The sequence below is a fragment of the Enterobacter sp. DNB-S2 genome (assembly GCF_019443845.1).
GTDB classification, from domain to species: Bacteria; Pseudomonadota; Gammaproteobacteria; order Enterobacterales; family Enterobacteriaceae; genus Enterobacter; species Enterobacter asburiae_B.
Genome location: NZ_CP050520.1, coordinates 692,134 through 715,005 on the forward strand (window position 1 = coordinate 692,134; position 22,872 = coordinate 715,005).

Here is a 22,872-nt window from a genome sequence, read left to right on the forward strand (position 1 = left end):
GGGCCTTACTTACCGATACAGAAGCTCGAGAAAATTCGTCCCAGCAGATCGTCCGACGTAAACTCCCCGGTGATCTCACTCAGATTCTGCTGCGCCAGACGCAGCTCTTCCGCCAGCAGTTCGCCCGCCCACGCGCCGATCAGCTGCGCTTTACCCTGAACAAGGTGGTTTGCCGCCTCTTCCAGCGCCTGCAGGTGACGACGACGCGCGAGGAAGCCGCCTTCCATGCTGGTATCAAAGCCCATGCTCTGCTTGAGATGGTTGCGCAGGTCGTCAACGCCTTCACCGGTACGCGCCGACAGGCGAATCAGTGAGTGACCATTCACATCGCTGATGCCCAGCGTTTCGCCGGTGACGTCCGCTTTGTTGCGTACCACGGTGATGGGCAGTTTCGCCGGCAGACGGGCGATAAAGTCTGGCCAGATTTCTGCCGGGTCAACGGCGTCGGTCGTGGTGCCGTCCACCATAAACAGCACGCGGTCTGCCTGCTCGATCTCCTGCCAGGCACGTTCGATACCGATGCGTTCAACCTCGTCGCTGGCATCGCGCAGGCCGGCGGTATCAATAATGTGCAGCGGCATCCCGTCGATGTGGATATGCTCGCGGAGCACGTCGCGGGTGGTGCCGGCAATGTCGGTGACGATCGCCGCTTCACGGCCCGCCAGGGCGTTCAGCAGGCTCGATTTCCCGGCGTTAGGACGTCCGGCGATAACGACCTTCATCCCTTCACGCAGCAGGCTGCCCTGGCGCGCTTCGGCACGAACGGCGTCGAGATCGGCCATCACCTGGTTGAGCTGCGCTTCGATTTTGCCGTCAGAGAGGAAGTCGATCTCCTCGTCCGGGAAGTCGATAGCCGCTTCCACGTAGATCCGCAGGTGAGTAAGTGCTTCCACAAGTTGATTTACGCGGGCGGAGAATGCCCCCTGCAGCGAGTTCAGGGCGGAGCGGGCCGCCTGTTCAGAACTGGCGTCGATCAGGTCTGCAATCGCTTCTGCCTGCGCCAGGTCGAGCTTGTCGTTGAGGAAGGCACGCTCGGAGAACTCGCCCGGCTTCGCAATGCGCAGGCCCGGCAGGGTCAGGATACGTTTTAACAGCAGGTCGAGGATAACCGGGCCGCCGTGGCCCTGCAGCTCCAGCACGTCTTCGCCGGTGAAGGAGTTCGGGCCGGGGAACCACAGCGCAATGCCCTGGTCCAGCGGCGTGCCGTCGGTATCTTTGAACGGCAGGTAATCAGCGTAGCGCGGCTTTGGCAGTTTACCCAGCACCGCTTCGGCCACCTCGCGCGCCTTCAGGCCGGAGATACGCAGAATGCCTACACCACCGCGTCCCGGTGGGGTTGCCTGGGCGACGATAGTGTCGTTATGGCTCATGGTTGGTCTCGTTCAATACAAATAAAAAAGGCGGTCAATCGACCGCCCTTATTTTAGCGTTAACTTACCGAATCAGGACTTTTTCTTTTCGCGGCTATGCAGGCCACGTTTTTCCAGACCACGGTAAATCAGTTGCTGCTGGATGATGGTCACCAGGTTGCTGACGATATAGTACAGCACCAGACCTGACGGGAACCACAGGAAGAACACGGTGAAGATGACCGGCATAAAGGTCATGATCTTCTGCTGCATCGGGTCGGTCACGGTGGTCGGCGACATCTTCTGGATGAAGAACATCGTCACGCCCATCAGGATCGGCAGGATGTAGTACGGGTCCTGTGCGGACAGGTCATGGATCCACAGTGCGAACGGCGCGTGGCGCAGCTCAACGGAACCCATCAGCATGTAGTACAGCGCAAGGAAGATTGGCATCTGAATCAGCAGCGGGAAGCAACCACCCAGTGGGTTTACTTTCTCTGCTTTATACAGGGCCATCATTTCCTGGCTCTGACGCTGTTTGTCATCGCCCAGACGCTCACGCATCGCCGCAATTTTCGGCTGCAGCATACGCATCTTCGCCATGGAGGTGTACTGCGCTTTAGTCAGCGGGTACATGATGCCACGAACGATGAAGGTAATAACGATGATGGAGAAGCCCCAGTTACCCAGGAAGCTGTGGATGAACTTCAGCAGCTTAAACAGCGGCTGAGAGATGAACCACAACCAACCGTAATCAACGGTCAGATCCAGGTGCGGCGCAACAGCGGCCATTTTGTCCTGAATTTCCGGGCCGACCCACAGGGTGCTTGCCATCTTACCGGTTTGACCCGGCTGAACCAGAACCGGCTGAGATTTGTAGCCGATGGCTGCAAGACCGTTACCCAGGTTCGCGGTATAGAAGTTATTCGTACCGTCGTTGTTTGGGATCCAGGCCGTTGCGAAATACTGTTGCAGCATCGCAACCCAACCGCCTTTGGAACTAACGTTCAGGTTTTCGTTATCGGCAATGGTGTCGAATTTGTATTTCTCATACTTCGCGTCTGGCGTGGAGTACGCCGCGCCACGGAAGGTATGCAGCGCAAAGTTGCTGCTTCCGGTGTCACGGTGAGACGGCAGATTGATGGACTGCTTCAGCTGGCCAAAGGTCGACAGTTCCAGCGGCTTCGCACTGGCGTTCTGTACGCTGTAGCCCACGTTCACCGCATATTCACCGCGTTTCAGGGTGAAGGTTTTAGTGAAGGTGTTGCCTGCGGCGTCGGTGTACGTCATCGGGATCGCGAGTTCGTTCTGACCATCAGCCAGTACAAAGGTGTCGCTCTCGACGTTATACAGTGGACGCGCACCGTTAGCCGGGTTATCCGGGCCATCACGACCGGTCAGGCCGCTCTGCGCCTGGTAGATAAACTCAGGCGTGGTTTCCAGTAACTGGAACGGTTCGTTAGACTTCAGCTCTTTCGGGTAGGTCAACAGCAGCGCCTGCTCAACATCACCACCACGGGTGTTGATTGTCAGCTCAAGCACATCGGTCTTAACCGTAATCTGTTTCCCCTGGCCACTGGCCGGTACGCCCTGGTCGGCGGCGCTACCCGCTGCGGTGGTCGTAGTCTGCGTGGTCTGCTGCTGGGGTTGAGGATTTTTATCCTGCTCCCATGCCTGCCAGATCATGAAAGACACGAACAACAAAGCGATGATAAGAAGATTGCGTTGCGAATCCATCGTTAGTGTTCTCTGGTATCAAAGGGTCCTGGGGGGACGGGGTCGTCTCCACCGGGGTGTAAAGGGTGGCATTTTAATACGCGTTTCACCGTCAACCAACTGCCTTTTATCACTCCAAACCTGCGCAATGCCTCAATTCCGTAGCTTGAGCATGTTGGTGTGAAACGGCAGTGCGGCCCGAGTAGCGGACTAATCAGGCGTTGATAGACCCGAATGAGGGCTATCAGGACCCGTGAGCCAGGCGACAGTGGCGGCGCCATAATTTTTCCAACGCTTCCGAGAGAGCACGGTTATCGAGGTCGGCAACCCCTTTCTTCGCCACCACCACGAAATCCATTGAAGGCAGTTCGTGCTGACGTAAACGGAAGCTTTCACGCGTCAGACGTTTAATCCGATTGCGTTCATGCGCACGCTTAACATTTTTCTTGGCGACTGTGAGACCGATGCGGGGATGCCCCAGCGAATTTTGGCGGCCGAGGATGGTGATTTGCGGCGTGCCAGCCCGTAGTGGCTGCTGGAAGACGAAAGTGAAATGAGCGGGAGTTAACAAACGTAACTCCCTGGGAAATGCTAGCTTAACCACTCAGGGGTTAGCTTTATTACTTGGAAACGGTCAGACGAGCGCGGCCTTTAGCACGACGACGTGCCAGAACCTGACGACCATTTTTAGTAGCCATACGAGCACGGAAGCCGTGAGAACGGTTGCGCTTCAGTACAGACGGTTGAAAAGTGCGTTTCATGGCGATTTCTACCTAAACTTGAATAAATTCACTGACTTTTGCGTATACCCGAACGAGTTTCGAACGACTAACGCCTCAGCGTGGGTGATTAAAGAGGCCGGATTGTAATAATTGTACACTCCGGAGTCAATTCTCTTTCCTTATTTCCCGCGTATTTCCGCACGTTTTCGCGTGGAAAATGAGCAACGGACGACGCAGGAAGATGAGCATCACGCGCCGGGTCGAGGATTATACGGCCTCGCCAACAAAGCGCAAGGATCGTCCCGGATCTTCGTTAGATCATTTAAGCAATAAATTGTCTGTGCTCATTAATTTTTCCAATATGCGGACTAAATCGTGGGGCACTGGCGCCAGGATCGTTTACACTTATCCGGTTCCGGATCTTCCTGTGGATAAATCAGGAAGAATCTGTGAGAAACAGAAGATCTCTGGCTCAGTTTAGGCTATGATCCGCGGTCCCGATCGGGATCCAGCGATCCTGGCCGGGTATAACCGCAGATAGCGGTTCGCACATCACCCTCATTGGGTCATGTCGATGTGCGCCAACAATCATGAATATTCAATAGTTTTCTTTTATTGTTCGAGTGGAGTCCGCCGTGTCACTTTCGCTTTGGCAGCAGTGTCTTGCCCGATTGCAGGATGAGTTACCAGCCACAGAATTCAGTATGTGGATCCGCCCGTTGCAGGCGGAACTGAGCGATAACACGCTGGCTTTGTATGCGCCAAACCGTTTTGTGCTCGATTGGGTAAGGGATAAGTACCTTAATAACATCAATGGACTGCTGAACGATTTCTGCGGGTCAGATGCCCCGCAGCTGCGCTTTGAAGTGGGCACAAAGCCGGTCACCCAAACCGTTCGTGAAACCGTGAACGTAGCAGCGCCTGCTCAGGCCGCGCCTGCTCCGGCCCCTCGCGTCGCACCCGCTCGTCAGGGCTGGGATAATGTCCCCGCACCGGCTGAGCCAACCTACCGCTCTAACGTTAACGTGAAACACACGTTCGATAACTTCGTTGAAGGTAAGTCGAACCAGCTGGCGCGCGCGGCGGCTCGTCAGGTTGCTGATAACCCCGGTGGGGCCTACAACCCGCTGTTCCTTTATGGCGGCACGGGTCTGGGTAAAACGCACCTGCTGCATGCGGTGGGTAACGGCATTATGGCGCGCAAGCCCAATGCCAAAGTGGTGTATATGCACTCCGAACGCTTCGTTCAGGACATGGTAAAAGCCCTGCAAAACAATGCGATCGAAGAGTTTAAACGCTACTATCGTTCCGTTGACGCGCTGCTCATCGATGACATCCAGTTCTTTGCGAATAAAGAACGATCGCAGGAAGAGTTTTTCCACACCTTCAATGCCCTGCTGGAAGGCAATCAGCAGATCATTTTGACCTCGGATCGTTATCCAAAAGAGATCAACGGCGTTGAAGATCGTCTGAAATCCCGCTTCGGCTGGGGCCTGACCGTGGCGATCGAGCCACCGGAGCTGGAAACCCGCGTCGCGATCCTGATGAAGAAAGCCGATGAAAACGACATTCGCCTGCCGGGCGAAGTGGCGTTCTTCATTGCCAAGCGTCTGCGCTCCAACGTGCGTGAGCTGGAAGGGGCACTGAACCGCGTTATCGCCAATGCCAACTTCACCGGTCGTGCGATCACCATCGATTTTGTGCGTGAAGCGCTGCGCGATTTGCTGGCATTGCAGGAAAAACTGGTCACTATCGACAATATTCAAAAGACGGTGGCTGAGTACTACAAGATCAAAGTGGCAGATTTACTGTCTAAACGTCGTTCCCGCTCGGTGGCGCGTCCGCGTCAGATGGCGATGGCGCTGGCAAAGGAGTTAACCAACCACAGTCTGCCGGAAATCGGGGATGCGTTTGGTGGCCGTGACCATACGACCGTGCTGCACGCTTGTCGCAAGATTGAGCAGTTACGCGAAGAAAGCCACGACATAAAAGAAGATTTTTCCAATTTAATCAGAACATTATCATCGTGACGCTATGAAATTTACCGTTGAACGTGAACATTTATTAAAACCGCTGCAACAGGTGAGTGGCCCATTAGGTGGCCGCCCAACGCTGCCTATTCTCGGAAACCTGCTGCTTCAGGTCGCGGACGGTACGCTGTCGCTGACCGGTACAGATCTGGAAATGGAAATGATCGCGCGCGTTACGCTGACGCAGCCGCACGACGCGGGCGCGACCACGGTTCCGGCACGTAAATTCTTTGATATCTGCCGCGGGCTGCCGGAAGGCGCTGAAATCGCCGTGCAGCTGGAAGGCGACCGTATGCTGGTGCGCTCTGGCCGCAGCCGTTTCTCGCTCTCCACGCTGCCTGCTGCGGACTTCCCGAACCTGGACGACTGGCAGAGCGAAGTTGAATTCACCCTGCCGCAGGCGACGATGAAGCGTCTGATTGAAGCCACGCAGTTCTCCATGGCGCATCAGGACGTCCGTTACTACTTAAACGGCATGCTGTTCGAAACCGAAGGTGAAGAGCTGCGTACCGTAGCCACCGACGGCCACCGTCTGGCGGTCTGTTCTATGCCGATTGGCGACGCGCTGCCAAACCATTCGGTGATCGTGCCGCGTAAAGGGGTGATTGAGCTGATGCGTATGCTCGACGGCGGCGACACGCCGCTGCGCGTGCAGATCGGCAGCAACAACATCCGCGCACACGTGGGCGATTTTGTTTTCACTTCGAAGCTGGTTGACGGTCGTTTCCCGGATTATCGCCGCGTATTGCCGAAGAATCCGGACAAAACGCTGGAAGCGGGCTGCGATAGCCTCAAGCAGGCCTTTGCCCGTGCGGCCATTCTCTCCAACGAGAAATTCCGCGGCGTGCGCCTGTACGTGAGTGAAAACCAGATCAAAATCACCGCTAACAACCCGGAGCAGGAAGAGGCAGAAGAGATTCTGGACGTCACCTACGCCGGAACCGAGATGGAAATCGGCTTTAACGTCAGCTACGTACTGGATGTGCTGAATGCGCTGAAATGCGAAAACGTGCGCATTCTGCTGACCGACTCCGTTTCAAGCGTACAGATTGAAGATGCCGCATCACAGTCGGCTGCCTATGTTGTTATGCCAATGAGACTGTAATGTCGCTCACCCGTCTGTTGATCCGCGACTTTCGCAATATTGAAAGCGCGGATCTCGCTTTATCCCCTGGCTTTAACTTCCTGGTTGGCGCAAACGGCAGCGGCAAAACCAGCGTGCTTGAGGCCATCTATACGCTCGGCCACGGTCGGGCGTTTCGCAGTTTGCAGATTGGTCGCGTCATTCGCCACGAGCAGGAATCCTTTGTTCTGCACGGGCGTTTGCAGGGGGCGGAGCGGGAAACCGCGATCGGCCTGACCAAAGACAAGCAGGGCGACAGCAAGGTGCGCATCGACGGCACCGACGGCCATAAAGTGGCGGAGCTGGCGCTGCTGATGCCAATGCAGCTGATTACGCCGGAGGGGTTTACTTTACTCAACGGCGGCCCCAAATACAGAAGAGCATTCCTCGACTGGGGATGCTTTCACAACGAAGCCGGTTTCTTTAACGCCTGGAGCAACCTGAAGCGTCTGCTCAAGCAGCGTAACGCTGCCCTGCGCCAGGTTACCCGTTACGCCCAGCTGCGTCCGTGGGACATGGAGTTAATCCCTCTCGCGGAACAAATCAGCAACTGGCGTGCCGAATACAGCGCAGGTATCGCCGAAGACATGGCCGACACCTGCAAACAGTTTTTACCCGAGTTCTCTCTCACCTTCTCTTTCCAGCGCGGCTGGGAGAAAGAGACGGATTATGCTGAGGTGTTAGAGAGAAGCTTCGAGCGCGACCGCATGTTGACCTATACCGCGCACGGCCCGCACAAGGCGGATTTCCGCATTCGTGCCGACGGTGCACCGGTGGAAGACACGCTGTCGCGCGGGCAGCTCAAGCTCCTGATGTGTGCGCTGCGCCTGGCACAGGGAGAGTTTCTCACACGCGAGAGCGGAAGACGCTGCCTGTACCTGATAGATGATTTTGCCTCGGAACTTGACGACGCGCGGCGCGGGCTGCTTGCCAGCCGCTTAAAAGCCACTCAGTCGCAGGTTTTCGTCAGCGCCATTAGCGCTGAACACGTTATAGACATGTCGGACGAAAATTCGAAGATGTTTACCGTGGAAAAGGGTAAAATAACGGATTAACCCAAGTTGAAATGAGCGAGAAACGTTGATGTCGAATTCTTATGACTCCTCCAGTATCAAAGTCCTGAAAGGGCTGGATGCGGTGCGTAAGCGCCCGGGTATGTATATCGGCGACACGGATGACGGCACCGGTCTGCACCACATGGTATTCGAGGTGGTAGATAACGCTATCGACGAAGCGCTCGCGGGTCACTGTAAAGACATCGTGGTCACCATCCATGCGGACAACTCCGTCTCCGTCACCGATGATGGTCGTGGCATCCCAACCGGTATTCACCCGGAAGAGGGCGTCTCTGCCGCGGAAGTGATCATGACCGTGCTGCACGCAGGCGGTAAGTTTGACGATAACTCCTATAAAGTTTCCGGCGGCCTGCACGGCGTAGGCGTCTCCGTGGTTAACGCCCTGTCGCAGAAGCTGGAGCTGGTTATCCAGCGAGAAGGCAAAATTCACCGTCAGCTCTATACGCACGGCGTGCCGCAGGCACCGCTGGCCGTTACCGGCGATACCGACAAAACCGGTACCATGGTGCGTTTCTGGCCGAGCCATGAAACCTTCACCAACGTCACCGAATTCGAGTACGACATCCTGGCGAAACGCCTGCGTGAACTGTCGTTCCTGAACTCCGGCGTCTCTATTCGCCTGCGCGACAAGCGTGACGGCAAAGAAGACCACTTCCATTACGAAGGTGGTATCAAAGCGTTCGTTGAGTATCTGAACAAGAACAAAACGCCTATTCACCCGAATATCTTCTACTTCTCCACCGAAAAAGACGGTATCGGTGTGGAAGTGGCGCTGCAGTGGAACGACGGTTTCCAGGAAAACATCTACTGCTTCACCAATAATATTCCACAGCGTGACGGCGGTACGCACCTTGCAGGCTTCCGTGCGGCGATGACCCGTACCCTGAACGCCTACATGGACAAAGAAGGCTACAGCAAGAAAGCGAAAGTCAGCGCCACCGGTGATGACGCCCGTGAAGGCCTGATTGCCGTTGTCTCCGTGAAGGTGCCGGATCCGAAGTTCTCCTCACAGACCAAAGACAAGCTGGTCTCTTCCGAGGTGAAATCGGCGGTTGAACAGCAGATGAACGAACTGCTGAGCGAATACCTGCTGGAAAACCCGTCCGACGCGAAAATCGTTGTGGGTAAAATTATCGATGCGGCGCGTGCCCGTGAAGCGGCGCGTAAGGCCCGTGAAATGACCCGTCGTAAAGGCGCGCTGGACTTAGCAGGCCTGCCGGGCAAACTGGCTGACTGCCAGGAACGTGACCCGGCGCTGTCCGAACTGTACCTCGTGGAAGGGGACTCCGCGGGCGGTTCTGCGAAGCAGGGCCGTAACCGTAAGAACCAGGCTATCCTGCCGCTGAAGGGTAAAATCCTCAACGTTGAGAAAGCCCGTTTCGACAAGATGCTCTCTTCTCAGGAAGTGGCGACGCTCATTACCGCGCTGGGCTGCGGCATCGGCCGCGATGAGTACAACCCGGACAAACTGCGCTACCACAGCATCATCATCATGACCGATGCGGACGTCGACGGCTCACACATTCGTACGCTGCTGTTGACCTTCTTCTATCGTCAGATGCCTGAAATCGTTGAGCGTGGCCACGTCTACATTGCACAGCCACCGCTGTACAAGGTGAAGAAAGGCAAGCAGGAACAGTACATTAAAGACGACGAAGCGATGGATCAGTACCAAATCGCAATCGCCCTTGATGGCGCGACCCTGCACGCGAACTCGCACGCCCCTGCACTGGCCGGTGAGCCGCTGGAGCGTCTGGTTTCCGAGTTCAACGCCACGCAGAAAATGATTACGCGTATGGAACGCCGTTATCCGAAAACGCTGCTGAAGGAGCTGGTTTATCAGCCAACCCTGACCGAAGCCGATCTGAGCGACGAGCAGACCGTGACCCGCTGGGTGAATGCCCTGGTGACCGATCTGAACGAAAAAGAGCAGCACGGCAGCATGTGGAAATGCGATATCCAGCAGAACGCCGATAAGCAGTTCGAGCCTATTATTCGCGTGCGTACCCACGGCGTTGACACCGACTATCCGCTGGAGCACGAGTTTGTGACCGGTCCGGAATACCGTCGTATCTGCACGCTCGGCGAGACGCTGCGCGGCCTGATCGAAGACGATGCGTTCATCGAGCGTGGCGAACGTCGTCAGCCGGTAGCCAGCTTCGAGCAGGCGCTGGACTGGCTGGTGAAAGAGTCTCGTCGTGGTCTTGCGATCCAGCGCTATAAAGGTCTGGGCGAAATGAACCCGGACCAGCTGTGGGAAACCACCATGGATCCGGAAAGCCGCCGCATGCTGCGCGTGACCGTTAAGGACGCGATTGCCGCGGACCAGCTGTTCACGACCCTGATGGGCGATGCGGTTGAACCACGTCGTGCCTTCATCGAAGAGAACGCCCTGAAAGCGGCAAATATCGATATTTAATCGTCGTTATACCGCACGATAACTGGCCGCGCTTTTAGCGCGGCTTTTTTATGGGCGCTGGAAGGTCCAGTGACATCGCTGCCGGTAAACGGCTCGCCAGCGTATCTATCGCTATTCTTACCCTCAGCGGCAGATGCGGCGTCTGCTGCCACACCGCATGAACGTTGAAATGCACATCCGGTGCCTGCTTCAGGAGCGGGACGAGTTTACCCTGGTGAATATCTTTGACGACCATCCAGCAGGGCAGCCATGCAATGCCGTGTCCGGCCAGCGCAGCGTCGCAGATCGCCTGCAAATCATCCATATTGAGCGACGATCGGGGTGTAAAGGTGTGCGACGTTCCTTCGTTATCCATCAGCTGCCAGGACAACACTCTGCCTGCGCTCAAATAGTTGATGGCCGTATGCTGGGATAAATCATTAACGCTTTGTGGCTGGCCTTTCTTCAGCAGATACTCCGGCGCGGCGCACAGCACCATGCGGTGTTCTCCCAGCTTTCTGGCGACCAGCACGCTGCTGTCCTGAAGCGTGCCGTTACGCACCGCCATATCAAACCCTTCCTCGACCAGATCCACCACGCGGTCGCTGAATGACATTTCCAGCTCAAGCCCGGGGTGTTCCTGCGCCAGCGCTATCAGCAAGGGGGCGACGCACTGGCGACCAAACAGCACCGGCATGGCAACGCGCAGGCGACCACTGACCTGCTGTTTCCCCGTTTCAAGCAGCGATTCCGCACCCCGAATCTCCTCCAGCGCGCGCAGGCAGCGTTCATAAAAAAGGGCGCCGTTATCGGTCAGACTCTGGCTGCGGGTGGTGCGCTGAAAAAGACGTACCCCCAGCCGCTGTTCGAGGCGAGCGATGCTTTTTCCGACCGCCGAACGTGACAAATGCAGGCGAATCGCGGCCTGCGCGAAACTTCCCGCCTCAACGGCGGCCACGAAAACAGGAATATCCTTCAGCGTATCGGTCATGGATTGTATCTATTCTGGCGTCAATAAAGAGAAAACTTATCGCCACTGGCGACCTTTAGTCAACGGTAGACTGTCAGGACTAAAGCTCATCTGATGGCTGGAGAAATAAAATGACAGAGACAATGCAACGCTGGTCCATGGATGCCCTCGGGCGCGAGAACCTCAAGCTGACTCAGGCGCCCGTTCCACAGCCGGGCCCGGGTGAAGTGCGCGTAAGGGTAAATGCCGTTGCGCTTAACTATCGCGATAAAATGGTTGTTGAAGGCACAATGCCGATCCCGCTTTCCTTCCCGTTTACCCCGGCGTCTGACATGGCGGGCGTGGTGGACAGCATTGGTGAAGGCGTTACGCGCTTCCAGCCCGGCGCGCGCGTCATCTCAACCTTCTTCCCGGAGTGGATCGACGGTAAGCCGCAGGCGGACGCGCGCAATCTGCCCTATAAAACGTCCGGCGGATACTTCCAGGGCATGCTGTCCGAGTATGTGATTGTGAAGGAAGACGCGCTGGTGGCCTCTCCGGAGACCCTGGATGACGCCGAGGCCAGCACCTTACCTTGCGCAGGGCTTACCGCCTGGTTTGCGCTAGTGGAGCGCGGCCAGCTCCGCGCCGGGCAATCGGTGCTGGTGCAGGGCACGGGCGGCGTGGCGATATTCGCCCTTCAGATTGCAAAAGCGCACGGCGCGGAGGTGTTTGTCACCTCGGGGAGCGATGAGAAACTGGCGCTGGCCAAAACGCTGGGGGCCAGCCACGGCATCAACCGGCTGAAAGGCGACTGGGCTGAAAATACGCTGGCGCTCACGCAGGATCGCGGTATCGACCATATTATCGAAACCGTCGGTGGAGAGAACCTGAAGCATTCCCTGCGCGCCGTTGCCGTTCACGGACGTATCTCCGTCATTGGCGTGCTCGCCGGGACGGAGATTACCCTCTCTGCTGGCGAACTGCTGCTGAAATCCCCCGTCATTCAGGGGATTGGCGTGGGGCACCGCCGGGCGCTGGAAGATTTTGTCCGCGCTGTTGACGTCACGGGGCTGAAGCCGGTGATTGAGCATCGCTACCGTTTTAACGAGCTTGAACAGGCGTTTGAACATCTGGATCGCGGCGCGTTCGGTAAAATTGTGCTCACCCGCGAGTAAGCCTTCGTTCCCCGGAATAAGCGTAAAAGGGGCATTCCTGTTGCGCAATATAGCTCTATTTTTGTGTGCTTAATCGCGTTAGCATGAGGCAGCACTCATTTATTCCGGGGAACTCATGGCTATCAAACTCATTGCAATCGACATGGACGGCACGCTGCTGCTGCCAGACCACACCATCTCTCCAGCCGTTAAAAACGCGATCGCCGCGGCGCGCGCAAAGGGCGTGAATGTGGTCCTGACCACGGGGCGCCCGTATGCTGGCGTACATAGCTATCTGAAAGAGCTGCACATGAATCAGCCGGGCGACTACTGCATCACCTATAACGGCGCACTGGTGCAGAAAGCCGCAGATGGCAGTACGGTTGCGCAAACCGCGCTGAGCTACGAAGACTATCTGTTCCTGGAAAAACTGTCCCGTGAAGTGGGTTCCCACTTCCACGCGCTCGATCGCAATACGCTCTATACCGCCAACCGCGATATCAGCTACTACACGGTACATGAATCCTACGTTGCGACCATTCCGCTGGTGTTCTGTGAAGCGGAGAAAATGGACCCGGCGACGCAGTTCCTGAAAGTGATGATGATCGACGAGCCGGAGATCCTGGATAAAGCGATTGCGCGCATACCGGCGGAGGTAAAAGAGAAGTACACCGTGCTGAAAAGTGCGCCGTACTTCCTCGAAATCCTCGATAAACGCGTCAATAAAGGCACCGGTGTCAAATCGCTGGCCGATGCGCTGGGCATTAAACAGGACGAGATCATGGCGCTGGGCGACCAGGAAAATGACATCGCGATGATTGAGTTCGCGGGCATGGGCGTGGCGATGGATAACGCGATCCCGTCGGTGAAAGAGGTGGCCAACTTCGTGACTAAATCCAACCTCGAAGACGGCGTGGCTTATGCCATCGAGAAGTTTGTGCTGAACTAAAAACCCGCTTGCGATACCCTGATGCGATAACTGCGCATCAGGGTATCCTCATGAAACAAATCACCTTCGCTTCCCGCAACCACCAGCTGACCAACATCAATACCTGGACGCCGGACAGCCAGTGGCTGGTCTACGACGTGCGCCCGTCCGGTGCGTCGTTCACCGGTGAAACCATCGAGCGGGTCAATGTCGCGACGGGTGAGGTAGAGGTGGTTTATCGCGCGACTGACGGCGCGCATGTCGGCGTGGTGACCGTTCATCCTGCAGAAGAGAAATATGTCTTTATCCACGGCCCGAAAAACCCGGATGCCGACTGGCGCTACGATTTTCATCATCGCCAGGGAGTGATTGCGCAAAACGGTCAGGTGAGCAACCTGGACGCGATGGATATCACCGCGCCTTACACCGCAGGCGCGCTGCGCGGCGGTAGCCACGTCCATGTCTTCAGCCCGAACGGGCAGCTCGTCAGCTTTACCTATAACGACCATGTCCTGCACGAGCGCGATCCTAAACTCGATTTACGCAACGTCGGCGTGGCTGCGCCTTATGGCCCGGTGAACCCGCAGGGGAACCACCCCCGTGAATATTCGGGAACCTTCTGGAGCGTGCTGGTTAGCCGCACCACGCCCAACCCACGGCCGGGCAGCGATGAAATCAACCGCGCTTACGAAGAGGGCTGGGTGGGCAACGACAGGCTGGCGTTTATCGGCGATACCCTCTCCGCGCAGGGCGAAAAAGTACCCGAACTGTTTATCGTCGACCTGCCGGAAGACGAGCAGGGCTGGAAGCGTGCGGGCGATGCGCCGCTACAGGGCACGACGGAGACCCTGCCTGCGCCGCCTGCGGGTGTGAACCAGCGTCGTTTGACCTTTACGCATCAGAGGGCGTACCCGGGCCTGGTGAGCGTGCCGCGTCACTGGGTTCGCAGCAACCCGCAGGGGACGCAGATTGCGTTTCTGATGCGGGATGATAACGGCATTGTGCAGCTGTGGCTGATCTCTCCTGCGGGCGGCGAGCCGCGCCAGTTGACGCGTACCGGGAGCGATATTCAGTCAGCATTTAACTGGCATCCTGCGGGCGGCAGTCTGGGGTTTGTGCTCGAAAATCGGATCGCCTGCTGCGACGCACGGACCGGAGAGGTGACGTTTTTGACGTCCGATCACGGCAACCCGCCGTCTGCTGATGCGGTCGTGTTTTCCCCTGACGGGCGCGTTATTGCGTGGATGGAGGAGACAGCCGGTTTCCGTCAGCTTTGGGTGACGGAAACCGCACAGTACTAGCGTGGAGGCATGTCAGCGGGCGGGATGACGGCGTTTGTCGCCAGATTTTCCTGCTCGCTTTTCTCTACACGCGAGCGTACGGAGTTGTCCTTACGAAACATATCCCACGGCAGCAGAAGCGTATCCGCCACGGCCGTAAACGGCATATCGAGGATAACCAGGGATTTGGTGCCCCAGTTTGTATCGTCATCGGAGAGCATCGCCGCGCTGGCGCGCGTCCCCGGATATGTTCCTTCTTTACCGCCGGTGTGAGACATCACGCTCGAACACCCGCAAAGTAAAACTACCCCGCTGAACGTCGTCAGCTTTATCAGAACATTTTTCATCATCACTCAGTCATCGTTAATGGCACTGCATAGACCTGCAACTCAGGGTTATAGCGAGCCTTATCCAAAATGGATAGCCCGATAACCCCGCACTGTGGCAGCCATCGCAATTTAACCCTTTGTGCTGTTGTCCCAGTCTAAGCGAGATGCAGGAAAGTGCAAAAAAAAGTGCAGCTGTCGTTCTTGAAAAGCCCGATTGCAGACCCATTTTAAGAATGTGGCCCGATAACGAACTCGCCTGATGGGTGTTCGGGGGCGCAAAGGCCTGTCCATGGTGGAAGGCTACAATTTCTCGCTGATTTCAGGAGTTTTATTTATGCGTAACTTCGATCTTTCTCCGCTATACCGTTCTGCAATTGGTTTTGACCGCCTGTTTAACCATTTAGAAAATAACCAAAGCCAGAGCAACGGCTACCCTCCATACAATGTTGAGCTGGTTGACGAAAATCACTACCGCATCGCTATTGCCGTCGCCGGTTTTGCAGAAAACGAACTGGAGATCACCGCGCAGGACAACCTGCTGGTGGTGAAAGGTTCCCATACGGCCGAGCAGAAAGAACGTACCTATCTTTATCAGGGCATCGCCGAGCGCAACTTTGAACGCAAGTTCCAGTTAGCCGAGAACATTCATGTTAAAGGCGCGAACCTGGTTAACGGCCTGCTGTTTATCGAACTGGAACGTGTGATTCCGGAAGAGAAAAAACCGCGTCGTATCGAAATTAACTAATTACGCGGGTCGCGTAAGCGGCCCACCCAGACTTGCTTGCCGTAACGGGAGCATATGCGAATCCATCAGGATTTGCAGGAACAACTGTGCACAAAATTAGACTGTGCCGAACTCGCTTCTCAGAAGGAGATTTAGTATGCGTAACTATGATTTATCCCCTCTGCTGCGTCAGTGGATTGGTTTTGACAAACTGGCTAACGCCCTGCAAAGCACCACCGAGCAACAGACGTTTCCGCCGTACAACATCGAAAAGAGCGACGATAACCACTATCGCATTACCCTTGCGCTGGCTGGTTTCCGCCAGGACGATCTGGACATCCAGCTTGAAGGCACTCGCCTGACCGTGAAAGGCACGCCGGAAAAACAAGAGACCGAGACCAAATGGCTGCATCAGGGGCTGGTTAATCAGCCGTTCAGCCTGAGCTTTACCCTGGCAGACCATATGGAAGTGTCCGGCGCAACGTTTACCAACGGTCTGCTGCATATCGACCTGATACGCAACGTGCCGGAAGCCATCGCGCCGCAGCGTATCGCCATTAGCGAGCGGCCAGCGTTAAACAGTTAACAAGCCCGCCGAACCTGTAGGTCGGGTAAGGCGCAGCCGCCACCCGACAATACTCATAGACTGCACGAAGCCCTGCCCCGGCAGGGCTTTTTTGTGCGCCATCGCCCATACAATCGCATCCGGCTCTGAGAGAATCCTTAGCATAACTAAGGTTATGCACAGGAAGTGGATCATGAGTGATATCGCGTTAACCGTAAGCGTGTTGGCCCTGGTCGCTGTTGTTGGCCTGTGGATAGGGAATATCAAAATCCGTGGCGTCGGGTTTGGGATAGGCGGGGTGCTGTTTGGCGGCATTTTTGTCGGGCACTTCGCCGACAAGCTCGGGCTGCTCCTCAGCGCCGAAATGCTCCACTTCACTCAGGAGTTCGGCCTGATCCTCTTCGTTTATACCATCGGTATTCAGGTGGGACCGGGCTTTTTCGCCTCACTTCGGGTCTCCGGATTACGGCTCAACCTGTTTGCCCTCGGCATAGTGGTGATGGGCGGGCTGGTCACCGCAATTCTGCACAAAATCTTCGATATCCCGCTTCCCGTGGTGCTGGGCATTTTCTCCGGGGCGGTTACCAACACGCCTGCGCTCGGCGCCGGGCAGCAAATCCTGCGCGATTTGGGTATCGAACCCGGCATCGTCGACCAGATGGGGATGAGCTACGCCATGGCCTACCCGTTTGGGATTTGCGGCATTCTGCTTTCCATGTGGCTGGTACGCGTCCTGTTTCGCATTAACGTTGACAAAGAGGCGAAGGACCACGAAACCACGCTCACCAACGGCCATATGCCAATTAAAACCATCAACATTCGGGTCGATAACCCCAACCTGAACAATATGGCGATTCAGGACGTGCCGATCCTCAACAGCGCCAATATCATCTGCTCCCGCCTCAAGCGTGACGATATGCTGATGGTGCCCGCGCCCGGCACCGTCATTCGGCAGGGCGATCTGCTGCACCTGGTCGGCCAGCCCGGAGATTTAAACAACGCGCGGCTGGTGATTGGCCAGGAAGTGGATACCTCGCTCTCAACCCGCGGCACCGATATGCGCGTGGAACGCGTTGTGGTGACTAACGAACACGTTCTTGGCAAGAAAATACGCGATCTGCAGGTAAAAGAGCGCTATGACGTGGTGATCTCTCGCCTTAACCGTGCGGGTGTTGAACTGGTCGCCAGCCCGGAGGCCAGCCTGCAGTTCGGGGATATCCTCAACCTGGTCGGGCGCCCGTCGTCCATCGACGCCGTGGCGGATATGGTGGGTAACGCCCAGCAAAAGCTGCAGCAGGTGCAGATGCTGCCGGTTTTTATCGGTATCGGGCTTGGCGTGCTGCTCGGTTCTATTCCTGTGTACGTGCCGGGCTTCCCGGTGGCGCTCAAGCTGGGCCTGGCGGGCGGGCCGCTGATTATGGCGCTGATCCTCGGGCGTATCGGCTGTATCGGCAAGCTCTACTGGTTTATGCCGCCGAGCGCCAACCTGGCGCTGCGCGAGCTGGGCATCGTGCTGTTCCTGGCGGTGGTCGGCCTGAAATCCGGCGGAGATTTTGTCGATACCCTGGTCAAGGGCGAAGGGATGAGCTGGGTTGGATACGGCATCTTTATCACGGCGATCCCGCTGCTGACGGTGGGAATACTGGCGCGTATGTTCGCCAAAATGAACTACCTGACGCTGTGCGGGATGCTGGCGGGCTCCATGACCGATCCGCCCGCGCTGGCTTTTGCCAACAACCTGCACGCCACCAGCGGTGCGGCCGCGCTCTCCTATGCCACCGTCTATCCGCTGGTGATGTTCCTGCGCATCATCACCCCGCAGCTACTGGCGGTGCTGTTCTGGGGGATGAGCTAGCAGGTCGTCCGGGTGGATGCGCCGCAGATGGTAGTCCACCTGGTAATCGCTGGTATTTCGGAACATCACGGAATAATTGAGGAACTCGCCGCTGTCGCTGTAGGAAAGAGACGTAATGCGCAGCAGCGGTGTCTGTTCCGGCAGGTTCATATAACCGGCCAGCGTTTTATCTGCCAGCACCGGCGTCAGGCTCTCGTAGTTGCCGCTGATGGTGATCCCGCACTCCTTCTCGATGTAATCAAACTTAGACCCCTCAAGATGCGCCAGCGACAGATTGCGGAACAGCTTCACCGGCATAAAGCTGTCCTCCAGCATCAGCGGCTTCCCGTCCACGTAGCGCACCCGTCGGGAAAAGTAGATCCGCTCATCCACCTGAATCCGCAGCTGGCTGGCGATGGCGGGCGGGGCGGGCATCACTTCAAACTGTAAGACCTTACTCTGCACCTCTTTTCCCTGCTGACGCAGCACCTCCACCAGCCCGGTCAGGTTGGTGGTTTCGTGGTGAACGTCTTTGCGTGAGACAAAGGTTCCGCTGCCGTGCCGCCGCTCAACCAGCCCCCAGCTCACCAGCAGATCCAGCGCCTTGCGGATGGTCATTCGCGCCACGCCGAACTCCTGCGCCAGCGCTTTTTCGCCGGGCAGCGGGCTGCCGACGTTGTAGTCCGACGAATTCAGCCGCAGCCGCAATCTGTCAGCAATAGATTTGTAGATCACCAGTAGACCTCTCTGCCGTTATCAGGGCGTGGATTGCGTTCTGACATGTCCATATTTACCGAAAAAAGTAGACCTGATTGGTCAAAATAAAACCATGAATGCGATCACGAATCGCAGCGGCACGCCATGTTCGCGCATCAGTAACTTCTTATGCTCACCTCAGGCCAGCAAAAAACCATAAAGGCCTCTACCCCTACAGGTTGTTTCATGAGGATTTAAAAATGCTCAGTCAAATACAACGTTTTGGCGGTGCCATGTTTACCCCGGTGTTGCTGTTTCCGTTCGCCGGGATCGTGGTGGGAATCGCCATCATGCTTCGCAACCCGCTGTTTGTCGGCGAAGCGCTAACGGCCCCCGATCATCTTTTCGCGCAGATCGTTCACATCATTGAAGAGGGCGGCTGGGCGGTGTTTCGCAATATGCCGCTGATTTTTGCCGTCGGCCTGCCGATTGGCCTGGCGAAGCAGGCGCAGGGCCGCGCCTGTCTTGCGGTGCTGATTAGCTTCCTGACCTGGAACTACTTCATCAACGCGATGGGGATGACCTGGGGCCACTTCTTCGGCGTCGACTTCTCCGCCGAACCGACGGCCGGAAGCGGGCTGGCAATGATTGCCGGTATCAAAACGCTCGATACCAGCATCATCGGTGCCATTGTGATCTCAGGCATCGTCACCGCCATCCACAACCGCTACTTCGACAAGCCGCTGCCGGTGTTTCTGGGGATTTTCCAGGGCAGCTCGTTTGTCGTTATCCTCGCGTTCTTCGTCATGATCCCCTGCGCCTGGCTGACGCTGCTGGGCTGGCCGAAAGTGCAGATGGGCATTGAGTCCCTGCAGGCGTTCCTGCGCTCCGCCGGTGCGCTGGGCGTGTGGGTGTATACCTTCCTGGAACGCATTCTGATCCCAACCGGATTGCACCACTTCGTCTACGGTCCGTTCATCTTCGGCCCGGCAGCGGTGGAAGGCGGCATTCAGGTCTACTGGGCACAGCATCTGCAGGAATTCAGCCAGAGCACCCTGCCGCTGAAAACCCTCTTCCCGGAAGGCGGATTCGCGCTGCACGGCAACTCAAAAGTGTTTGGCTCGGTCGGGATTGCGCTGGCGATCTGGTATACCGCGTCGCCGGAAAACCGCGTCAAGGTGGCGGGGCTGCTGGTCCCGGCCACGCTCACCGCCGTGCTGGTGGGCATCACTGAACCGCTTGAGTTCACCTTCCTGTTTATCTCGCCGCTGCTGTTTGCCGTGCACGCCGTGCTGGCGGCCACCATGGCAACGGTGATGTACGCCTTTGGCGTCGTGGGGAACATGGGCGGCGGCCTGCTGGACCAGTTCCTGCCGCAAAACTGGATCCCAATGTTCCACAACCACGCCTCGACGGTATTCACCCAGATCGGCATTGGCGTCTGCTTCACCGGGATTTACTTCGTGGTCTTCAAAACGCTGATCGAACGTCTGAACCTGAAAACGCCGGGCCGGGAAGAGAGCGAAATCAAACTCTACAGCAAGGCCGACTATAAGGCGGCGCGCGGGCAAACCACCGCCCCGGCGGCGGCCAGCCAGCAGGTAGGGCAGGCCGCCGGATTCCTGCAGGCTCTCGGCGGCGCGGCCAACATCGAAAGCATCAACAACTGCGCCACCCGCTTGCGCATTGCGCTGGTGGATATGGCGAAAACCCAAAGCGATGACGTCTTCAAAGCCCTCGGCGCCCACGGCGTGGTGCGACGCGGCAACGGCATTCAGGTGATTGTCGGCCTGCACGTTCCTCAGGTGCGCGACCAGCTGGAATCGCTGATGAAAACCCCCTTAACAAATGAACAAACCACCCTGACAGAGGCTATATCATGAAAAAATTCTCAGTTGTTATTGCAGGCGGCGGCAGCACCTTTACGCCTGGTATCGTCCTGATGCTGTTAGCCAACCGTGACCGTTTCCCGCTGCGCGCGCTGAAGTTCTATGACAACGACGGCGCACGTCAGGAGACCATCGCCGAAGCGTGCAAAATCATCCTCAGGGAGCAGGCGCCGGAGATTGAATTCAGCTACACCACCGATCCTAAAGCGGCGTTTACCGATGTGGATTTTGTGATGGCGCATATCCGCGTGGGCAAATACCCGATGCGTGAAAAAGATGAAAAAATCCCGCTGCGCCACGGCGTGCTGGGCCAGGAAACCTGCGGACCGGGCGGCATCTCCTACGGCATGCGCTCTATCGGCGGCGTGCTGGAGCTGGTGGATTATATGCAGCAGTACTCCCCGAACGCGTGGATGCTGAACTATTCCAACCCGGCGGCGATTGTCGCGGAAGCCACGCGTCGCCTGCGTCCGAACGCCAAAATCCTCAACATCTGCGATATGCCGATCGGCATTGAAGGGCGCATGGCGCAGATTGTCGGCCTGAAAAACCGCAAAGAGATGCGCGTGCGCTACTACGGCCTGAACCACTTCGGCTGGTGGACGTCGATTGAAGATCTCAACGGCAACGATCTGATGCCGAAACTGCGCGAATACGTGGCGAAAAACGGCTATGTGCCGCCTTCGGAAGATGCGCATACCGAAGCGAGCTGGAACGATACTTTTGCCAAAGCCAGAGACGTACAGGCGCTGGATCCGGATACCATGCCAAACACCTACCTGAAGTATTACCTGTTCCCGGACTACGTGGTCGCGCACTCCAACCCGGAACGCACTCGCGCCAATGAGGTCATGGATCACCGTGAGAAGCACGTGTTCAGCGCCTGCCGGGCAATTATTGAAGCCGGTCACTCCGCTGCCGGTGAGCTGGAAATCGACGAACATGCGTCGTACATCGTCGATCTGGCGACGGCGATTGCCTTTAACACCCAGGAGCGGATGCTGCTGATTGTGCCAAACAACGGGGCCATCCATAACTTTGATGCCGACGCGATGGTGGAGATCCCGTGCCTGGTAGGCCATAACGGGCCGGAGCCGCTTACGGTGGGCGATATTCCACACTTCCAGAAAGGGCTGATGAGCCAGCAGGTGGCGGTGGAAAAACTGGTGGTGGATGCCTGGGAGCAGCGCTCGTACCAGAAACTCTGGCAGGCGATCACCCTGTCGAAAACTGTGCCGAGCGCGTCCGTCGCGAAAGCGATTCTGGATGACCTGATCGAGGCCAATAAGGACTTCTGGCCAGCGCTGCACTAATCGTCCTGACCGGCATCGCCCGATGCCGGTCTCCTTGTCCTTGTCGATTTACGCTATGCTGAAGCCTGCCTGGAGCACGACAAGGAACCCTCATGAAAATTTCCCGCCTCGGCGAAGCGCCGGACTACCGCTTCTCTCTGGCTAATGAACGCACTTTTTTAGCGTGGATCCGTACCGCGCTGGGCTTTCTTGCCGCCGGCGTCGGCCTCGACCAGCTCGCGCCAGATTTCGCCACGCCGCTGATTCGCGAAGTGCTGGCGCTGCTGCTGTGCCTGTGCGCGGGCGTGCTGGCGATTTACGGCTACCTGCGCTGGCTGCGCAATGAGAAGGCGATGCGCCTGAAGCAGGATTTGCCCTATACGCGCGGGCTGCTGATCGTCAGCACGATTCTGCTGACGGTGGCGGGCGTGGTGATGGTGCTGGTGTTCTATGGCGGATAGCCGCAAAGCGCGGCGCGAAGCGGACCCCGGCCTGCAGCCGGAGCGGACGTCGCTGGCCTGGCTGCGTACGCTGCTGGGGTATGGTGCGCTGATTGCCCTGGCGATTAAGCACAACTGGCACCGCGCGGGGGTGCCATTCTGGATTTCTATTGTTGTGCTGGCGCTGGTGGCCATCATTTTATGGCGCTATACCCGCAGCCGTAACCTGATGGACGTGGCGCAGAACGATTTTGTACAGCCGAAAGCGGTGCGGGATAAGTTCCTGATCGCGCTCGCTGTTCTCTCGCTGTCGCTGCTGTTTGCGGTAACCCATATTCAGCAAATTTTGAGCCTGTAAGCCCGGTGGCGGCTACG

The 22,872-nt window shown here is 57.1% G+C and carries 22 protein-coding genes and 1 other annotated feature; of the genes, 14 read left to right on the plus strand and 8 right to left on the minus strand.

Translation table 11 applies throughout. The features are described from left to right. Positions 1 to 5: 5 nt before the first annotated feature. The 5 genes from mnmE to rpmH form a co-directional block, all read right to left on the minus strand. Positions 6 to 1,370 carry a tRNA uridine-5-carboxymethylaminomethyl(34) synthesis GTPase MnmE gene (gene mnmE, locus HB664_RS03385; RefSeq protein WP_219940357.1) on the minus strand — a complete coding sequence of 455 codons (1,365 nt, stop codon included), beginning with the start codon at positions 1,368 to 1,370 and terminating at the stop codon, positions 6 to 8. A 72-nt stretch (positions 1,371 to 1,442) separates the two neighbouring features. Then, positions 1,443 to 3,086, minus strand: a complete 1,644-nt coding sequence (yidC, locus tag HB664_RS03390; RefSeq protein ID WP_033144356.1) for a membrane protein insertase YidC — start codon at positions 3,084 to 3,086, stop codon at positions 1,443 to 1,445. 2 nt (positions 3,087 to 3,088) lie between these two features. Beyond that, the gene (gene yidD, locus HB664_RS03395; protein ID WP_001307474.1) at positions 3,089 to 3,346 is read right to left on the minus strand and encodes a membrane protein insertion efficiency factor YidD; all 258 of its coding nucleotides are present in this window, start codon (positions 3,344 to 3,346) and stop codon (positions 3,089 to 3,091) included. Beyond that, a complete protein-coding gene (rnpA, locus tag HB664_RS03400) occupies positions 3,310 to 3,669 on the minus strand; it encodes a ribonuclease P protein component (RefSeq protein ID WP_032640303.1) in 360 nt (119 codons plus the stop codon). The genes yidD and rnpA overlap by 37 nt, the downstream gene beginning before the upstream one ends. 16 nt (positions 3,670 to 3,685) lie before the next feature. Next, positions 3,686 to 3,826 (minus strand): 50S ribosomal protein L34, encoded by a 141-nt coding sequence (gene rpmH, locus HB664_RS03405; protein ID WP_000831330.1) that lies wholly within the window; start codon positions 3,824 to 3,826, stop codon positions 3,686 to 3,688. 596 nt (positions 3,827 to 4,422) lie between these two features. Between rpmH and dnaA the strand changes: the two genes are divergently transcribed. From dnaA to gyrB, 4 genes are read left to right on the plus strand one after another with little or no spacing between them, the layout of a single operon-like run. Beyond that, positions 4,423 to 5,817, plus strand: a complete 1,395-nt coding sequence (gene dnaA, locus HB664_RS03410; protein ID WP_010426558.1) for a chromosomal replication initiator protein DnaA — start codon at positions 4,423 to 4,425, stop codon at positions 5,815 to 5,817. Positions 5,818 to 5,821: 4 nt separating this feature from the next. After that, complete coding sequence (gene dnaN, locus HB664_RS03415; protein ID WP_023309804.1) at positions 5,822 to 6,922, plus strand: DNA polymerase III subunit beta; 1,101 nt, start codon at positions 5,822 to 5,824, stop codon at positions 6,920 to 6,922. After that, positions 6,922 to 7,995 carry a DNA replication/repair protein RecF gene (gene recF / locus HB664_RS03420; RefSeq protein WP_023309805.1) on the plus strand — a complete coding sequence of 358 codons (1,074 nt, stop codon included), beginning with the start codon at positions 6,922 to 6,924 and terminating at the stop codon, positions 7,993 to 7,995. The genes dnaN and recF overlap by 1 nt, the downstream gene beginning before the upstream one ends. A 28-nt stretch (positions 7,996 to 8,023) precedes the next feature. Further along, positions 8,024 to 10,435, plus strand: coding sequence for a DNA topoisomerase (ATP-hydrolyzing) subunit B (gyrB, locus tag HB664_RS03425; protein ID WP_023333933.1), 2,412 nt, complete (start codon positions 8,024 to 8,026; stop codon positions 10,433 to 10,435). Between the two features lie 34 nt (positions 10,436 to 10,469). On the opposite strand, the gene HB664_RS03430 is transcribed toward gyrB, so the two are convergent. Continuing rightward, positions 10,470 to 11,405, minus strand: a complete 936-nt coding sequence (locus tag HB664_RS03430; RefSeq protein WP_048976507.1) for a LysR family transcriptional regulator — start codon at positions 11,403 to 11,405, stop codon at positions 10,470 to 10,472. Positions 11,406 to 11,515: 110 nt separating this feature from the next. On the opposite strand from HB664_RS03430, the gene HB664_RS03435 reads away from it, so the two are divergent. The 3 genes from HB664_RS03435 to HB664_RS03445 all read left to right on the plus strand — a co-directional run bounded on the left by HB664_RS03435 (position 11,516) and on the right by HB664_RS03445 (position 14,749). Next, a complete protein-coding gene (locus tag HB664_RS03435; RefSeq protein ID WP_058842023.1) occupies positions 11,516 to 12,541 on the plus strand; it encodes an NAD(P)-dependent alcohol dehydrogenase in 1,026 nt (341 codons plus the stop codon). A gap of 115 nt (positions 12,542 to 12,656) precedes the next feature. Next, positions 12,657 to 13,469: a sugar-phosphatase gene (yidA, locus tag HB664_RS03440; protein WP_094935443.1), complete on the plus strand. Its 813-nt coding sequence runs from the start codon at positions 12,657 to 12,659 to the stop codon at positions 13,467 to 13,469. Between the two features lie 50 nt (positions 13,470 to 13,519). Then, the gene (locus HB664_RS03445; protein ID WP_219940358.1) at positions 13,520 to 14,749 is read left to right on the plus strand and encodes a DUF3748 domain-containing protein; all 1,230 of its coding nucleotides are present in this window, start codon (positions 13,520 to 13,522) and stop codon (positions 14,747 to 14,749) included. Here the strand turns inward: HB664_RS03445 and HB664_RS03450 are convergent. Continuing rightward, positions 14,746 to 15,078, minus strand: a complete 333-nt coding sequence (locus HB664_RS03450) for a YceK/YidQ family lipoprotein (protein WP_039260364.1) — start codon at positions 15,076 to 15,078, stop codon at positions 14,746 to 14,748. The two genes, HB664_RS03445 and HB664_RS03450, sit on opposite strands and share 4 nt — an antisense overlap. 248 nt (positions 15,079 to 15,326) lie before the next feature. Then, positions 15,327 to 15,398 (plus strand) — a sequence feature (ROSE (Repression Of Heat Shock gene Expression) occurs in the 5'-region of heat shock genes and acts as an RNA thermometer to modulate expression.). Here HB664_RS03450 and ibpA point away from each other — a divergent pair. The 3 genes from ibpA to HB664_RS03465 all read left to right on the plus strand — a co-directional run bounded on the left by ibpA (position 15,392) and on the right by HB664_RS03465 (position 18,201). Then, positions 15,392 to 15,802: a small heat shock chaperone IbpA gene (gene ibpA, locus HB664_RS03455; RefSeq protein ID WP_008500162.1), complete on the plus strand. Its 411-nt coding sequence runs from the start codon at positions 15,392 to 15,394 to the stop codon at positions 15,800 to 15,802. Its footprint overlaps the feature before it by 7 nt. Positions 15,803 to 15,938: 136 nt before the next feature. Continuing rightward, a complete protein-coding gene (ibpB, locus tag HB664_RS03460) occupies positions 15,939 to 16,367 on the plus strand; it encodes a small heat shock chaperone IbpB (RefSeq protein WP_032662053.1) in 429 nt (142 codons plus the stop codon). A 172-nt stretch (positions 16,368 to 16,539) separates the two neighbouring features. Continuing rightward, on the plus strand, positions 16,540 to 18,201 hold the full coding sequence (locus tag HB664_RS03465) for a putative transporter (RefSeq protein ID WP_143346316.1): 1,662 nt from the start codon (positions 16,540 to 16,542) through the stop codon (positions 18,199 to 18,201). On the opposite strand, the gene HB664_RS03470 is transcribed toward HB664_RS03465, so the two are convergent. Then, positions 18,169 to 18,915, minus strand: a complete 747-nt coding sequence (locus tag HB664_RS03470) for a GntR family transcriptional regulator (RefSeq protein WP_033144348.1) — start codon at positions 18,913 to 18,915, stop codon at positions 18,169 to 18,171. The two genes, HB664_RS03465 and HB664_RS03470, sit on opposite strands and share 33 nt — an antisense overlap. 221 nt (positions 18,916 to 19,136) lie before the next feature. Between HB664_RS03470 and HB664_RS03475 the strand changes: the two genes are divergently transcribed. The 4 genes from HB664_RS03475 to HB664_RS03490 all read left to right on the plus strand — a co-directional run bounded on the left by HB664_RS03475 (position 19,137) and on the right by HB664_RS03490 (position 22,855). Then, complete coding sequence (locus HB664_RS03475; RefSeq protein ID WP_033144347.1) at positions 19,137 to 20,759, plus strand: alpha-glucoside-specific PTS transporter subunit IIBC; 1,623 nt, start codon at positions 19,137 to 19,139, stop codon at positions 20,757 to 20,759. Further along, positions 20,756 to 22,078 carry a 6-phospho-alpha-glucosidase gene (locus HB664_RS03480; protein WP_033144346.1) on the plus strand — a complete coding sequence of 441 codons (1,323 nt, stop codon included), beginning with the start codon at positions 20,756 to 20,758 and terminating at the stop codon, positions 22,076 to 22,078. Before HB664_RS03475 ends, HB664_RS03480 begins: the two co-directional genes overlap by 4 nt. A 92-nt stretch (positions 22,079 to 22,170) precedes the next feature. Then, entirely contained in the window at positions 22,171 to 22,518 is a 348-nt protein-coding gene (locus HB664_RS03485) for a YidH family protein (RefSeq protein WP_039260367.1), read from the plus strand. After that, a complete protein-coding gene (locus HB664_RS03490) occupies positions 22,508 to 22,855 on the plus strand; it encodes a DUF202 domain-containing protein (protein ID WP_087822890.1) in 348 nt (115 codons plus the stop codon). Before HB664_RS03485 ends, HB664_RS03490 begins: the two co-directional genes overlap by 11 nt. Positions 22,856 to 22,872 lie beyond the last annotated feature (17 nt).

Coding starts and splice junctions, on each gene's coding strand:
- mnmE (WP_219940357.1), bottom strand. CDS start 1,370: ATGAGCCATAACGACACTATCGTCGCCCAGGCAACCCCACCGGGACGC.
- yidC (WP_033144356.1), bottom strand. CDS start 3,086: ATGGATTCGCAACGCAATCTTCTTATCATCGCTTTGTTGTTCGTGTCT.
- yidD (WP_001307474.1), bottom strand. CDS start 3,346: ATGGCGCCGCCACTGTCGCCTGGCTCACGGGTCCTGATAGCCCTCATT.
- rpmH (WP_000831330.1), bottom strand. CDS start 3,826: ATGAAACGCACTTTTCAACCGTCTGTACTGAAGCGCAACCGTTCTCAC.
- dnaN (WP_023309804.1), top strand. CDS start 5,822: ATGAAATTTACCGTTGAACGTGAACATTTATTAAAACCGCTGCAACAG.
- recF (WP_023309805.1), top strand. CDS start 6,922: ATGTCGCTCACCCGTCTGTTGATCCGCGACTTTCGCAATATTGAAAGC.
- gyrB (WP_023333933.1), top strand. CDS start 8,024: ATGTCGAATTCTTATGACTCCTCCAGTATCAAAGTCCTGAAAGGGCTG.
- HB664_RS03430 (WP_048976507.1), bottom strand. CDS start 11,405: ATGACCGATACGCTGAAGGATATTCCTGTTTTCGTGGCCGCCGTTGAG.
- HB664_RS03435 (WP_058842023.1), top strand. CDS start 11,516: ATGACAGAGACAATGCAACGCTGGTCCATGGATGCCCTCGGGCGCGAG.
- yidA (WP_094935443.1), top strand. CDS start 12,657: ATGGCTATCAAACTCATTGCAATCGACATGGACGGCACGCTGCTGCTG.
- HB664_RS03445 (WP_219940358.1), top strand. CDS start 13,520: ATGAAACAAATCACCTTCGCTTCCCGCAACCACCAGCTGACCAACATC.
- HB664_RS03450 (WP_039260364.1), bottom strand. CDS start 15,078: ATGATGAAAAATGTTCTGATAAAGCTGACGACGTTCAGCGGGGTAGTT.
- ibpA (WP_008500162.1), top strand. CDS start 15,392: ATGCGTAACTTCGATCTTTCTCCGCTATACCGTTCTGCAATTGGTTTT.
- ibpB (WP_032662053.1), top strand. CDS start 15,939: ATGCGTAACTATGATTTATCCCCTCTGCTGCGTCAGTGGATTGGTTTT.
- HB664_RS03465 (WP_143346316.1), top strand. CDS start 16,540: ATGAGTGATATCGCGTTAACCGTAAGCGTGTTGGCCCTGGTCGCTGTT.
- HB664_RS03475 (WP_033144347.1), top strand. CDS start 19,137: ATGCTCAGTCAAATACAACGTTTTGGCGGTGCCATGTTTACCCCGGTG.
- HB664_RS03480 (WP_033144346.1), top strand. CDS start 20,756: ATGAAAAAATTCTCAGTTGTTATTGCAGGCGGCGGCAGCACCTTTACG.
- HB664_RS03485 (WP_039260367.1), top strand. CDS start 22,171: ATGAAAATTTCCCGCCTCGGCGAAGCGCCGGACTACCGCTTCTCTCTG.
- HB664_RS03490 (WP_087822890.1), top strand. CDS start 22,508: ATGGCGGATAGCCGCAAAGCGCGGCGCGAAGCGGACCCCGGCCTGCAG.